This window comes from Nitrospirillum viridazoti CBAmc (assembly GCF_000730165.1).
Classification (GTDB): domain Bacteria; phylum Pseudomonadota; class Alphaproteobacteria; order Azospirillales; family Azospirillaceae; genus Nitrospirillum; species Nitrospirillum viridazoti.
Genome location: NZ_CP022111.1, coordinates 889,326 through 903,739, shown reverse-complemented (window position 1 = coordinate 903,739; position 14,414 = coordinate 889,326). Strand labels below are relative to the sequence as shown.

The window sequence follows — 14,414 nt, the reverse complement described above, 5'->3', positions numbered from 1 at the left end:
ACCGTCAATGGCCCGGACAAATGGAGCCCGCTGGATCGGCGGATAGCCGCACCGTGGCCAGCGACAGGCGCAGGGTGCCGCTGGTGCTGAGCGCGAAGGGGGTGGTAACCCGGGACAGGTCGGCCCCCGCCTGCTTGAAGCAGGACAGCTTGACCTTCAGGGTCTGCCATTGGCCCACGGGGGCCGCCTTCAGCACGCTGGTCAGGTCCAGGGCGCCCGGCATGGCGGGCCCGGTGCCGCTCCCCGGGCCGGAAATCAGCCAGACGGTGCCGGCCGGCGCCTCATCCACCCGATAGTCCACCTGCAAGGACAGGGCGCCGTTGGCCTGGCGTGTCAGGTCCAGGGCGTTGCCGCCGGTCACGGCGATGGCGGCTTCCCCCTTGCCGGTCCAGCTCAGTTGACGGCCAGCGCCTTGTATGCCGCCGGCGTCCACCGGCTTCAGCGCCAGGACGCCCGCCACCTCGGTCGCCGTGCCGTCGCCCAGCACGGGCATGCTGGCGGACCCGTGGCGCAGCACGAAGCTCCACGGTGCGGGGTTGCGGCCCTTCACGAAGTAGGTGTCGATGTTGGCCGCCGCCGCATCCACGCCCGATACCTCCGGCAATTGCGGCACGGTCATGGGCTCGGCGTCGGCGTAACGCAGGCCATACCCGAAGGGGAACAGCGGATCATAGGGCTGGCGCAGCCGGTTCAGTGTCGCCTGCGCCGCCGTCTTGGGCCAGGAATAGGAGAGCGTGCCGGTGAAGTCATAACGCGGCTTGCCGGCGCGGTCGCCCACCAGCACGTCGGCCACGCCGCCCCCCTCCGACCCTGGGAACCAGGCCGCCACGAAGGCGTCGGACGCGTTGATCTCCGGGTTCACCCACAGCGGACGGCCGGACAGGAAGATGGAGACGACCGGGATGCCCTGGGCCTTCAGCTTCTTCAGCAGTGCCAGATCCTGCTTGTCGCCCGCCTGGAACTCCAGGCTGGGAATGTCGCCCTGGAACTCGGCATAGGGCGTCTCACCGAACACCACCACGGCCACGTCCGGCTTGGTGGTGAAACTGCCGTCGGCGCTGAGGTCCACGCTGCCGCCACCAGCGGTCACCGCCTGGCGGATGCCCTCATAGAGGGAGGTGGCGCCGGGGAAGTCGCTGTTCTTGTTGCCGGTGCCCTGCCACGACAGGGTCCAGCCGCCCGTCTGGCGGCCGATCTCGTCCGCCGCCTCCCCCACCACCAGGATGTGGGACTTGGCCTTCAGCGGCAGCACTTGGCCGTTGTTCTTCAGCAGCACCAGAGACTTGCGCACCGCCTCGCGCGCCAGGGCGCGGTGCTCGGCATTGCCGATGACGCCATCCTTCAGTTCGAACGGGCGGGCGGGGTCGAACAGGCCCAGCTTGGCCTTGACCCGCAGAATGCGCCGCACGGCGTCGTCGATGCGCGCCATGGGAATCTCGCCCGCCTTCACCTGGGCGACGGTGTTGGTGAACAACGCCTTCCAGTCGTTGGGGGCCATGAACATGTCGAGACCGGCCAGGACGGCGGTGGGACAGGAGTCCGCCGTGCAGCCCGGCACCTGGCCATGACCGTTCCAGTCGCCGACGATGAAGCCGTCGAAGCCCATGCGGCCCTTCAGCACATCGGTCAGCAGCGACTTGTTGCCGTGCATCTTGGCACCCTGCCAGCTGGAGAAGCTGGCCATCACCGTCATGATGCCGGCGTCCACCGCCGCCGGATACCCCGCCGCATGGATGCGGATCAGATCCTGTTCGCTGACGTCGGCGTCGCCCTGGTCCACCCCGTTGGTGGTGCCGCCGTCTCCCAGGAAATGCTTGGCCGAGGCCGCGACGTGGCCGTGCTGCAGCGCCTGGCCGGCGCCCGCCTGACCCTGCAGGCCCAGCACCATCTCGCCCGCGTACTGGCGCACGATGTCCGGATCCTCGGAATAGCCCTCATAGGTCCGGCCCCAACGGTGGTCCTGCGGTACCGCCAGGGTGGGACCGAAGGCCCAGTCGATGCCCGCTGCCGCAGTCTCCTGCGCCGTGGCGACGCCGATGCGGCGGATCAGGGCGGGATCGTGGGTGGCACCCAGGGCGGAGTTGTGGGGAAACAGCGTGGCGCCCACCACGTTGTTGTTGCCGTGCACGGCGTCGATGCCGAACATGATGGGGATGGCCACGTGCCCGGGCCGTTCCGCCAGCGAGGCCGCACGGAAGGCGCGCGCCGTCTCCACCCACTTGTCGGGGCCGGCGCGATCGTCGCCGCCCGCCGGCGCACTGTCGCCACCCGCCAGGATGGAGCCCAAGGGGTAATTGGCCAGGTCCGCTGGGGTTACGGTGGAAATGTCGGCCTGGATCATCTGGCCGACTTTGTCCTCCAAGCTCATCTTGGCCATCAGGCCGGTCACGAAGGCTTCGGTCTTGGCGTCCACCAGGCCCTTGCTCTTGGCGGCCGGCCACAGCTCAGGGTGGGCGACGCCGCGGGCGCTGTCTGTCACGGTGGAAGCTGCCTTCTGCGGGGGATTTGAGGTTTGCCGGGCTGAGACCTGGAGCGGTGTCAGGGCCGCAAGCAGTAAGGCCGGCGTCACGGACGCCAGAAGGGCCATGCGGTGCTTCATGGATGTTCCTTGTTCTTCTCAGGTCTTCTTGGGTGCCGCTAGCCGATGCCGCCACCGCCCCGGACCTCCCTAGTGCCGGACAGGTGGATCCGCGGGGCCCCGTCCCACCTCTATTCCCGTCGGGATGGGCGGATTTTCAGGGGCGCGAATTAATAAGATGATAACGCTATCATCCAGCGCGGGCAAGCGAGCCACACCTTGCTCCATGATACCGGTCACATTAGGATCACCGGCAACGGCGGCGCTGATCGCCGGTGATGGAGGAAACGGGCGCCCGAGCGCGGCCGGCGGCCTGGCGGGTCCGCCGAATACCGATCCCCTGTCCTGACTGTTGCTCCACCGAGGGGAAGGTCGCCTGCCCATGTCCAGCATATCGCGCCGGGAAATCCTGATGGCCAGCGCCGCTGCCCTGCTGTCGGCCAGCGCCGCGCGGCCCGTCCTGGCGCAGGAAGCGCCGTCCGCCGCCCCGGTGGCGCCCCTGCCCACCCCGGATCCGGCGCAGACGCTCTGGTACAACCAGCCGGCGGCGCAGTGGGTGGAGGCCATGCCCGTGGGGAACGGCCGGCTGGGCGCGATGGTGTTCGGCGGCATTTCCATGGAACGGCTGCAGTTGAACGAGGACACGTTCTACGCCGGCGGGCCTTACGACGGCGTGAATCCGGAGGCCAAGGCCAACTTGCCGCAGGTGCGCGAGTTGATCTTCCAGGGCAAGTATCTGGAGGCGGAGGCGCTGGCCGGCGCCAAGCTGATGGCCAAACCCCTGAAGCAAATGCCCTATCAGACGCTGGGCAACGCCGTGCTGCTGTTCCAGAGCCTGGACACGGTGCACGACTATCACCGCCGGCTGGATCTGGACACCGCCGTGACCACCACCCGCCTTGTCAGCGGCGACGGCGCCTGGTCGTCCACCCACACGCGCGAGGTGTTCGCCAGCGCGCCGGACCAGGTGATCGTCACCCGGCTCTCGGCCAACAAGCCGGGCCTGGTCAGCGCCAACCTGTCGCTGCTGACGCCACAGAACGCCACCTTGGTGGCGGATGGCCCGGACGGCTTGCTGCTGACCGGCACCGGCCCCAGCCGCTCCGGCATAGAGGGGCGGCTGAAATTCGCCGTGCGCCTGAAGGTCATTGCCAGCGGCGGCGCGGTGCGGGCCGGCAGCGACGGCATCGTCATCGACCACGCGGATGAAGCCGTGGTGCTAATCACCGCCGCCACGGGCTACAAGCGCTACGACGACATCAGCGCCAATCCGGCGGCCCTGACGGCCGCCACCCTGGCCCAAGCCGCCGCCAAGCCCTATACCCGGCTGCTGGCCGACCATGTGGCGGAGCATCAGCGCCTATACCGCCGCGTGGCCCTGGACCTGGGGACGACGCCCGCCGCCGGCCTGCCCACGGATGAGCGGGTGCGCGCCGCCGCCCCGCAGGACGACCCTGCCCTGGCCACCCTCTACTTCAACTACGGCCGCTACCTGCTGATCAACAGTTCCCGCCCCGGCGGCCAGCCCGCCAACCTGCAGGGCATCTGGAATGAGCAGGTGGATCCGCCCTGGGAATCCAAGTGGACCATCAACATCAATACCGAGATGAACTACTGGCCGGCGGAGTTGGTGGACCTGGGTGAATGTGTGCAGCCCCTGGTGGGCATGCTGAAGGACCTGTCGGAAACCGGCGCGCGGGCGGCGCGGGATATGTACGGCGCCGGCGGCTGGATGGCCCACCACAACACCGACGTCTGGCGGGTGGTGGGGCCGCCTGACGGCCCAAAATGGGGCCTCTGGCCCATGGGTGGGGCGTGGCTCTGCCGCCACCTGTGGGACCATTACGACTATGGCCGGGACAAGACGTTCCTCGCCGACATCTACCCCATCCTGAAGGGCGCCTCGCAGTTCTTCCTGGATACGCTCATGGTCCTGCCGGGCAGCGACTGGCTGGTCACCAACCCGTCGCTGTCGCCGGAAAACGTGCACCCCCTGGGCACCTCGCTGTGCGCCGGGCCGGCTATGGACCGGCAGATCCTGCGCGACCTGTTCGCCATCACCGTCAAGGCCGGCGAAATCCTGGGCAAGGACGCCGACTTCCGCGCCAAGGTGACGGCCGCCCGCGAGCGCCTGCCCCCGGACCGCATCGGCGGTGCCGGCCAGTTGCAGGAATGGCTGGAGGACTGGGACATGCAGGCGCCGGAGATCCACCATCGCCACGTCTCCCACCTCTACGCCGTCTACCCCAGCGACCAGATCACCCGGCGCGGCACGCCGGACCTGATCAGGGCCGCGCGCAGGACGCTGGAGATCCGGGGGGACGATGCCACCGGCTGGGGCCTGGGCTGGCGCCTGAACCTGTGGGCGCGCCTGGGCGACGGCGACCACGCGCACGCGATCCTGAAGCTGCTGCTGGGGCCCGACCGCACCTACCCCAACCTGTTCGACGCCCACCCGCCCTTCCAGATCGACGGCAACTTCGGCGGCACGGCGGGCATGGTGGAGATGCTGGTGCAGAGCATCGGCGACGATATCGAGCTGCTGCCCGCCCTGCCCCGCGCCTGGGGCCACGGCAGCCTGCGCGGCGTGCGGGTGCGCGGCCAGGGCCGGCTGGACCTGGCTTGGAAGGACGGCACCCTGGCGCAGGCGGCCTTGCGCAACGCCGGCGCGCAGCCGCGACGCTGGCAGGTGCGGTTAGGCGAAGACGTGGTGGCGGTGACGGTGCCGGCTGGTGGCGAGAAACGCTTGGCCCTTAAGAACGGTAGGCTGGCCCTCGCCTGAGGACCGGCCTGCCGCCTATCATGAATGCCCCCGCGGCTACGCCGCGCGCAGCTGCGCCAGGAAGGCGTCGACCTGCGTGCGCAGCACCTGGGCCTCGCTGGTCAGCTCGGTGGAGGAGGCCTCGACCTCCGCCGACTTGCGGGCCGTTTTGCCGGCACGTTCGTTGACGCCGTAGATGTTCTCGGTGATCTCCTCCGTCGCCCGCGCCGTCTCGCCCACGTTGCTGACGATGGCCTGGGTGGCGGCACCCTGCTCCTGCACCGCCGCGGCGATGATGGAGGCGATCTCGTCGATGCGGCGGATGGTGGCGCCGATATCGCCGATGGCCGTCACCGCCTGACCGCTGGCCCCCTGGATGGCGCCGACATGGGCGGCGATCTCATCCGTGGCCTTGGCCGTCTGGGCGGCCAGCGCCTTCACCTCGGATGCCACGACGGCGAAGCCTTTGCCCGCCTCACCCGCCCGCGCCGCCTCGATGGTGGCGTTCAAGGCCAGAAGGTTGGTCTGCCCGGCGATGTCGCTGATCAGCTGGACCACGGCGCCGATGCGGTTGGCCACGTCGGCCAGGCCGTCGACCGTGCCGCGCGTCGCATCCACCTGGACCACCGCCTCGCGGGCCACGACGGCGGAATTCTCCACCTGTCGGCTGATCTCCCCGATGGAGGAGGACAACTCCTCGCTGGCCGTCGCCACGGTGCGCACGTTGCCGGCGGACTGGCTGGCGGCGGCCGACACGGTGGTGGTCTGCTGTAGGCTCTCCTCGGCGGCGGAGCCCAGTTCGCGGGCCGTCATCTGAATGTCGGCGGCGGCGGTCGCCACCTTGTCCACCACCGCGCGCACCGTCGCCTCGAAGTGATCGGCGGCGCTGGCCATGGCTGCCTTGCGCTGGGCCTCGGCCGCGGCCTTCAGCGTCGCCTGCTCGGCCGCCAACGCGTCGCCCTGGATCAGGCTTTCCTTGAACACCTCGACCGCGCGGGCCATGGCGCCGATCTCATCCCCGCGCGCCACGCCGGGCACATCCACCTGCCGGGCACCACCGGCCATGGTCTCCATGACGCCGCGCAGCAGATCCACGGGCCGAGTGATGGACCGCCCCGTGGCCCAGGACAGCACCAGGCTCAACGCGATGGCGATGCCGGCGAAGGCGAAGCCCAGGGCGCGGCCCTTGGCGGAGGCGGCGTCGAAGGCCTTCTCCGCATCCTCCGACTGTTGCAGGTTCAGCGCCGCCATCTTCTCCAGGTTCTGGGTCATCTGGTCGCGCGCCTCGTCCACCTTGCCGTCAAGCTCACGAATGGCGGGGGTCAAGGCATCGGTTTTCTCCAGCGCCGGCAGCATCTGCTGCTCGAAGATAGCCATGTAGTCGCGTAAGCCCGCCTCAGCACCATCCAGGGCGGCCTTCTCCTCCGGCAGGTCGGCCTCAGCGCGCAGGTCCTTGAACATGGCCAGGATGCCTTGCTTCTTCTCGGCCCAGTCCTTGCGCGTCTCATCCAGGTTGTGGTTGATCTCCGCGTCCGCAACGATGGCGTAGAGGTCGTTGCCCGCCGACACGGCGCGCACCGACTTGGAAGCCACGCCAGACGTGCCCGTCAGCGTCGCCTTGCTCTCGGCCAACCAGCTGAGGGTCAGGGTGAAGACCCCCGCGATCAGCAGGATCATCAGCACGGTCATGGCCGAAGACAGGGTCAGTTTGTGTGCCAGTTTCATCGCGGGCCTCCGGGTTCGGTCACGAAATCCAAGTCAAAAAATCAGAAGCGGATGGTGAAGCCGATGAAGGGGTTCACATCATCGGCCGCCTTGCTCAGGCCGATGTTCACGCCGCCATCCACGGAGAAGTTCGGCGTCATTTGATAGGTCACGCCTAAGTCCAGGGTGGCGACGGTGGCGGCGTCGGGGCCGGTCTGCCGCTCGCCATACAGCTCGACATAGCCGTCCAGCACCTCGCCCAGCGGGTGGCTGAGGCTGACGGAGAAGGTCAGGTCGGGGTCGTAGCCGTCGCCGATGGCGTTGCGGTTCACGGCCAGCGTGGTCTGCGTGCCCAGTTCCCATTCCCCACCCAGCTTGATGGCGAAGGGCACGCCGATGCCGCCCTCGAAGGCGCCGTTGCCGTAGGCGGTGGCGGCCGTGGGCAGCTTCACGAAGGGGATCAGGCCCAGGGCAGTCGTGCCCTCGCGGTCATTGCCCCACAGGTTGATCTTGGCGCGCACGGTCATGTCCGACCAGCCGTGAAGGCGGGTGTGGCCGCCCCCCCGCTCCGACAGGCCCATGACGGTGTACGCGGGGGCGATGATGTCCAATTCCGTGTCGTCCCAGACGCCGATGCGGATGTTGGGCGCCATGAAGACGGACTCGTGCTTGCGCGTGCCGTCGTCGTTATAGAAGTCGCGGTTGTGGCTGATGATGTCCGTCTCGACCTGGACGTGGCCCGGATCGATCGTGTAGGGGCCGTCGGTCTTGTCCGGCCGGTCTGGCGCGAATTCGCGCAAGCCCCCCTCTTCAGCGAAGGCGGGTGCGATGCCGGCCGTGGCCAACAGCGCCACCGCCCACAATCCGGTTCTTAAGGAAAAACTCCGCAAAGCCAGCCCCGCCATCGCCTGTGACAAATCGTCCCTGCGACACACGGTGCCAGGATTGGGTTTCCAGATGGTTAACCAAATGAACCATCGAAGGACTATCGGGTGATGAAGCCTCCATCGGGCGGGGCGGCGTGGCCGGGCTCGTCCCCCTCCTGCGCCGGCGGCACGTTCCACCAGCCACCGCCCAGGGCCTGGAACAGGGCGGCGGTGTCCATCAGGCGAGTGGCCTGGGCCTGCACCAGGGCCATCCGCGCCTGCGCCGCCGCCTGCTGCGCCGCCAGCACGGCCGAGGGCGCCGCCGCCCCCAAGGCCAGCTGCCGCCGGGCGAGGTCCAGGGCATGGGCGGCGGCGGCGTCCGCCCGCTGCGCCGCCGCCAGGGCGTCGCCGTCGCTCTTCAGCGCCGACAGGGTATCGGCCACGTTCTGGAAAGCCAGGACCACGGTGGACCGGTACTGCGCCGCCGCCTGGTCCAGGGCCGCCCGCGCCGCTTTTTCCTTATGCGCCAGGCTGAACCCTTCGAACACCGGCTGGGTCAGGCTGGCGCCGAAGTTCCAGAAGCCGTTGCCGGCGGTGAACAGGCTGTTCAGTGCCGAGGCGCTGGACCCCGCCGCCCCGCTGAGCGTCAGGTTGGGCAGGCGGTTGGCCACGGCCACACCGACGTTGGCGCTGGCGACATGCAGGTTGGCGGCGGCCAGGCGGATGTCGGGCCGCTGTTCCACCAGCCGTGCCGGCAGGCTGTAGGGCAGCTCCCCCGGCAGGGCCAGGTCGCCCAGCTGGAAGGTCTCCGGCGTCGGGTCGGCCGGCATGCGGCCCAGCAGGGCGTTCAGCTGATGGCGCTGCTGCTCCAGCTGCTTTTCCAGCGGCGGCAGCGTCTGCTCGGCTTGCGCCAGCGCCGTCTCCCCCGCCGCCACGTCGGCGGCCGAGACCTGGCCCAGGTCCCGCTGGCGTCGCAGGATGGCCAGGGCCTTGCCGGCGTCGGCGATGATGGACCGGGTGGCGTCGATCTGGCCGCGCAGGCTGGCCTCCGTCACCGCCGCCACCACCACGTTGGACGTGAGGGTCAGGTACGTCGCCTCGACCTGGAAGCGCTGGCCCTCGGTGGTGGCGTCCAGCGCCTCCTGCCCCCGCCGGGTGCCGCCCCACAGATCCGGGCTGTAGGACACCGACAGCTGCGGGGTGAACAGGTTCAGCTGTGGCGCGTTGTTGGCCGCCGTGGGCGCCACAGTGCCGGTGGGGTCCTTCTGCCGCGTGGCCTGGAAACTGGCGTCGATGGCGGGCAGGAAGGAGCCGGCGTTGGCGTAGGCGTTTTCCCGCGCCACGCGCAGGGCCGCCTGCGCCGCCGCGACGTCGGCGTTGTGGGCCATAGCCTCACGCACCAGCCCGTCCAGGGCCGGCGACCTGAACAGCGCCCACCAGTCGGCCGGAATGTCGCGGCCGGCCAACAGGCCCTGGTCCGGCAGCTTGGGCGGCGGGGCCAGCGCCGTCTTGGGCGGGGCGGCCGGCGCCTGGTAGTCCGGACCGACGGCGCAGGCCGCGAGCAGCAGGGCGGGGATGAAGGGAAGGACGCGGCGCATCATTCAGCCTCCCCCACCTGGACCGGCCCGTCCTGCATGGGCAGCGCGGTACGGCTGGAGAACAGGCTGATGAGCACCGGCAGCACCACCAGGATCAGGATGGGCGCCAGCAGGATGCCGCCCACCACCACCATGGCCAGCGGCCGCTGCACCTGCGACCCGATGCCGTGCGATAGGGCGGCCGGCAGCAGGCCGACACAGGCGGCGATGCAGGTCATCATGACGGGACGCAGGCGCGTCTCCGCCGCCTTCACCAGCGCCGACGCCCGTTCCATCCCCGCATGGACCAGCTGGTTGAAGTAGGAGATGACGATGATGCCCTCCATCACCGAGATGCCGAACAGGCCGATGAAGCCGATGGCGGCGGAGATGGAGAAGGGCGTGCCCGTGGCTGCCAGGATGAAGATGCCGCCGATCAGCGCCATGGGCATGACGCTGGCCGCCAGCAGCGTGTCGGTCATGGAGGCGAAGTTGAGGTACAGCAGCACGCAGATCAGCGCCAGGCTGACCGGGACGGCCACCGCCAGGCGGCGCACCGCATCCTGAAGGTTGCCGAACTCCCCCACCCATTCCAGGCGATAGCCGCCGGGCAGCTGCACCTGCTCCGCCACCTTCTGCTGCGCCTCCAATACCGCGCTGCCCAGGTCGCGTCCGCGCACGCTGAACTTGATGGGGATGTAGCGCCCCTGCCCCTCGCGATAGATGAAGGACGCGCCGGAGACCATGCGGATGTCGGCCACGTCGGCCAAGGGAATGGGGGCCGTCCCCGTGCCAAGCGCGGTCGTCCCCACGGTGATGTGGCGGATGGCGTCCAGGCTGCCGCGATCCTCGGGCGACAGGCGCACCATGATGGGGAAGTTGCGGTCGCTGCCGTCTTCATACAGGTTGCCGGCCGCCTGCCCGCCGATGGCGGCCTGGACAACGGCGTTGGCGTCGCCGGTGGACAGGCCGTAGCGGGCGGCCTTGGCCCGGTCCACCGTGATCTTGATCGTGGGCTGGCCCAGCGACTTGAAGACACCGAGGTCGGTCACGCCGGGCACAGTGGACATCACCTGCTTGATGCGGTTGGCGGTCTTCTCCAGCGTCTCAAGGTCGTTGCCGAACAGCTTGACCGAGTTCTCGCCCTTAACGCCGCTGGCCGCCTCCTCCACATTATCCTCGATATATTGGGAGAAGTTGAACTCGATGCCGGGGAAGCGCTCGCTCAGCTTCGCCTCGATGTCGCGGGTCAGGCGTTCCTTGTCCCAGCCCTTGGGCCAGTTGTCGAAGGGCTTCAGCGGCACGAAGAATTCGGCATTGAAGAAGCCGGTCGCGTCGGTACCGTCATCGGGTCGACCGTGCTGGGAGATGACGGTCTCCACTTCCGGATAATCCTTGATGATGCGGCGGATGCCGTCCACCGCCTCGGTCCCCGCCTCCAGCGAGATGGACAGGGGCAGGTTGGCACGGATCCAGAGGTTGCCCTCCTCCAGGTGCGGCAGGAATTCCATGCCCATGAAGCGGGTGCAGACGATGGCCAGCACCATCAGCGCGCCGGCCACGGCCAGCACCAGGCGCCTGTTGGCCAAGGCCAGGCGCAACAGGGGCGGATAGAGGCGGTGCAGCACACGCACCACCACCGTGTCACGCTCCCGCACCTGCTCGGGCAGCAGGATGGCGCTCAAGGCGGGGGAGATGGTGAAGGTGGCGATCAGGCCGCCGGCGATGGCATAGGCGTAGGTCTTGGCCATGGGGCCGAAGATGTGCCCCTCCACCCCCGACAGGGTGAACAGCGGCACGAAGCCGGCGATGATGATGGCGGCGGAGAAGAAGATGGCGCGGTTGACCTCGACGGCGGAGTTGGCGATGACGCCGAACCGGCCGCGCAGGATCACCTCCTGCCGCACGCTGTGCATGATGGAGGATTTGGCGAACCGTTCCTTGGGCGGTTGCGCCAGGTGGCGGAAGATGTTCTCCACCATGATGACGGTGGCGTCCACGATCAGGCCGAAGTCGATGGCGCCGACGGACAGCAGGTTGGCCGACTCCCCGCGCAGGGTCATGATCAGGATGGCGAAGAACAGGGCGAAGGGCACCGTGGCGGCCACGATGACGGCGCTGCGCAGATCACCCAGGAACAGCCACTGCACGAAGAAGATCAGGACGATGCCCATGACCATGTTGTGCAGCACGGTGTGGGTGGTCAGGTCGATCAGGTCCGACCGGTCGTAGATGGTCTTGAGGTACACGCCCGGCGGCAGGATGCCTGACGTGTTGATCTTCTCCATCTCCGCCTTGGCGGCCAGAATGGTGGGTTTGCTCTCCGCCCCCCGGCGCATGAGCACGATGCCCTGGACGATGTCGTCCTGGCCGTCGCGGCCGGCGATGCCCAGGCGCGGCTGGTTGCCCACGGTGACGGTGGCGACGTCGCCCACCAGCACCGGCGTGCCGTTGTTGGCCGCCAGCATGGTGCCCCGGATGTCGTCCAGCGAATGGATCTGGCCCACGCCGCGCACCACCATGGCCTGGTCGCCGATGTTCACCGTCTGGCCGCCGACATTGATATTGGCGTTGTTCAGGGCCTGCAGCACGCCGGGGATGGTCAGGCCGTAGGCGGTCAGCTTGCGCTGGTCCACCGTCACCTCGTACGCCTTGGTCTTGCCGCCCCAGCCCGACACATCGATGACGCCCGGCACGGCCTTGAACCGGCGCTGCAGCACCCAGTCCTGCAGGGTCTTGAGGTCGGTGACGGAATAGCCCGGCGGCCCCACCACCTGATAGCGCAGGATCTCGCCGATGGGGCTTTCAGGCGAAATGGCCGGCTGCACGCCCGACGGCAGGTTGGACAGCTGCGACAGCTGGTTGACCACCCGCTGCACCGCCTCGTCATAGGTGAAGTCGTAGGTGAACTGGATCTTGATGTCCGACAGCCCGAACAGCGAGACGGAGCGGATGGCCGTGACATGGGGAATACCGGCCATCTGCACCTCGATGGGCACGGTGATGTAGCGCTCGATCTCCTCGGCCGACTGGCCGCTGTTCTGGGTCACGATCTCCACCATGGGTGGGACCGGATCGGGATAGGCCTCGATGTTCAGGCGCAGGAAGGCGCCCACGCCCACCACCAGCAGGACGGCCAACGCCGCCAGCATCAGGACGCGCTGGCGCAGCGCGAAAATGACGACCTTGTTCATGATGTCAGTCGCCCTGCGCCGCGCGGTCGATGAACAGGGCGCCCTTGGTCACCACACTGTCGCCGGCCTTCAGGCCGTCCAACACCTCCACCAGCCCGTCCTGCTGCCGCCCCAGGGTCACGGGGCGCAGCGCCAGGGCGTGGTGGGCGGCGTCGGCCACCCAGACGCGCGACACGTCGCCCTCATGGATCACCGCCCGTTCCGGCACGGCCAGGGCCGGGGCGGCGGGGGCGCTGGCCCCAGGGTCGGTAAACAGGCGTACGGTCGCCATCATCTCCGGCTTCAGGGCGCCGTCGGCGTTGTCCAGGGTGACGCGCACCGCCAGGCGCCGGGTGGCGGGGTCGATGGCCGGGGCCACCGCCGCCACCCGGCCGCGGAACACCCGGGCCGGATAGGCGGGCACGCGCACCTCGACCTCCTGCCCCACGGCCACCGCCGGGGCATCGCCCTCGCGCACATTGGCCAACAGCCAGACGGTGGAAAGGTCGGCCAGGCTGAAGGCCATGGTGCCGCCGTTGGCCGCCCCGTTGACGTACTGGCCCGGGGAAACCTGGCGCTGCAGCACAGTGCCGGCGACGGGCGCGCGCACCGGGGTCGGTGCCAAGGCGACCCCCTCATGCGTAAGGGCCGCGATCTCCTGCGGGGTGCGGCCCAGCACCCGCAGCCGGTCGCGGACGGCGGCCAGGGCCGCCTGCGCCGTGCGCGCGGCCGTTTCCGCCGTCACCAGGTCCACCTGAGCCTGCTGCCAATCCTTCAGAGCGCCGCCGTCGGCCTGGTACAGGTCACGCTGGCGCTGTTCCGTCACCCGCGCCTGCCGCAGTTGGGCATCAGCCGCGGCGGCGGCCGATGCGGCGGCCGCCAGGTCGCTGCGCCCCTGCGCCATGTCAGTGGCGTCAACGGTCATGAGCACGGCGTCCTTGGCCACATGATCGCCCACGCGGGCGGTCACGGTTCCCACCTGACCGGAAACGGGGGAATAGACCGGCGTCGTCGCCTCGTCATTGGCCGTCACCCGGCCATCGGTGTCGATGTGGGTTTGGAAGGGGTGCGGGGCCACGATCTCCATGCCCAGCGTCGCCCACTGGCCCGGCGTCACCTGGAAGGTGCCGGGGGCGGCCTCGGGCTGAGGCGGCGGCGCCGGCGGCGCATCGCTTTCCCTGATCACGATCATTCCCACCACCGCGGCCACCAGCAAGGCGGCACCCAGCCACTGCAGCCCACGACCGGGACCGGGAAGAAGGCGGAAAGAAGGCACCCTAAACACTCCACGCGACAGTCGCGGGCAAACGGGGGAAGGCCTAAACAGCCGCGTCGCGATGACGCATCCGCACGGTGCACCGCAAAAACCAAGGAAACGCGGGATCGCATCTTTGCAGGAACAGGGCAATGGGCCATTTCAGCGCAGGCGCCGCCCGATTTATTGGAGACATTCCTAAATTTTATGGTTAGCGCCTCATCGCTGTGACGATTTGATTACGCCGCATCGCGCGCACCGTGGGCGGAACGCTTGTTTTCCTTGGAATGCCCCACACAGCCGGCCCGCCGACGGACTTCCCGGACGGCCAGTGGAGGGTTGGGAAGGCGCCCTTCGGCCGGCTGGGCCATTTGACGCAGGTCATAGGCCGAATGGCCGAAGACACAGTTTCGCCTCTCCACCGGCCGCCTTTGGTCATGCCGGCCGGCAGGCCGGATATTCCCATCCTCGACCCGCCTGATGGGTGGATAGGCATTCCG

The 14,414-nt window shown here is 68.9% G+C and carries 7 protein-coding genes; 1 reads left to right on the top strand and 6 read right to left on the bottom strand.

Annotation, left to right across the window (positions count from 1 at the left end; genetic code table 11):
- Nucleotides 1-4: 4 nt before the first annotated feature.
- Complete coding sequence (locus tag Y958_RS17345; RefSeq protein WP_244909566.1) at nt 5-2,479, bottom strand: glycoside hydrolase family 3 protein; 2,475 nt, start codon at nt 2,477-2,479, stop codon at nt 5-7.
- A 481-nt stretch (nt 2,480-2,960) separates the two neighbouring features.
- Here Y958_RS17345 and Y958_RS17340 point away from each other — a divergent pair, with 481 nt between their 5' ends.
- Entirely contained in the window at nt 2,961-5,360 is a 2,400-nt protein-coding gene (locus tag Y958_RS17340) for a glycoside hydrolase family 95 protein (protein WP_088873237.1), read from the top strand.
- Nucleotides 5,361-5,396: 36 nt separating this feature from the next.
- On the opposite strand, the gene Y958_RS17335 is transcribed toward Y958_RS17340, so the two are convergent.
- From Y958_RS17335 to Y958_RS17315, 5 genes are all read right to left on the bottom strand, one after another.
- The gene (locus Y958_RS17335) at nt 5,397-7,064 is read right to left on the bottom strand and encodes a methyl-accepting chemotaxis protein (RefSeq protein ID WP_088873236.1); all 1,668 of its coding nucleotides are present in this window, start codon (nt 7,062-7,064) and stop codon (nt 5,397-5,399) included.
- Between the two features lie 41 nt (nt 7,065-7,105).
- Nucleotides 7,106-7,897, bottom strand: a complete 792-nt coding sequence (locus Y958_RS17330) for a transporter (protein ID WP_186291454.1) — start codon at nt 7,895-7,897, stop codon at nt 7,106-7,108.
- A gap of 131 nt (nt 7,898-8,028) precedes the next feature.
- The gene (locus tag Y958_RS17325; protein ID WP_088873234.1) at nt 8,029-9,510 is read right to left on the bottom strand and encodes an efflux transporter outer membrane subunit; all 1,482 of its coding nucleotides are present in this window, start codon (nt 9,508-9,510) and stop codon (nt 8,029-8,031) included.
- The gene (locus tag Y958_RS17320; RefSeq protein WP_088873233.1) at nt 9,507-12,680 is read right to left on the bottom strand and encodes an efflux RND transporter permease subunit; all 3,174 of its coding nucleotides are present in this window, start codon (nt 12,678-12,680) and stop codon (nt 9,507-9,509) included. Before Y958_RS17320 ends, Y958_RS17325 begins: the two co-directional genes overlap by 4 nt.
- A 4-nt stretch (nt 12,681-12,684) precedes the next feature.
- On the bottom strand, nt 12,685-13,935 hold the full coding sequence (locus tag Y958_RS17315) for an efflux RND transporter periplasmic adaptor subunit (protein ID WP_145727933.1): 1,251 nt from the start codon (nt 13,933-13,935) through the stop codon (nt 12,685-12,687).
- Between the last annotated feature and the right edge of the window lie 479 nt (nt 13,936-14,414).

Excerpts from the sequence above, each read along its gene's own strand:
- Y958_RS17320 (WP_088873233.1), bottom strand. The coding sequence starts at position 12,680 with ATGAACAAGGTCGTCATTTTCGCGCTGCGCCAGCGCGTCCTGATGCTG.
- Y958_RS17340 (WP_088873237.1), top strand. The coding sequence starts at position 2,961 with ATGTCCAGCATATCGCGCCGGGAAATCCTGATGGCCAGCGCCGCTGCC.
- Y958_RS17335 (WP_088873236.1), bottom strand. The coding sequence starts at position 7,064 with ATGAAACTGGCACACAAACTGACCCTGTCTTCGGCCATGACCGTGCTG.
- Y958_RS17325 (WP_088873234.1), bottom strand. The coding sequence starts at position 9,510 with ATGATGCGCCGCGTCCTTCCCTTCATCCCCGCCCTGCTGCTCGCGGCC.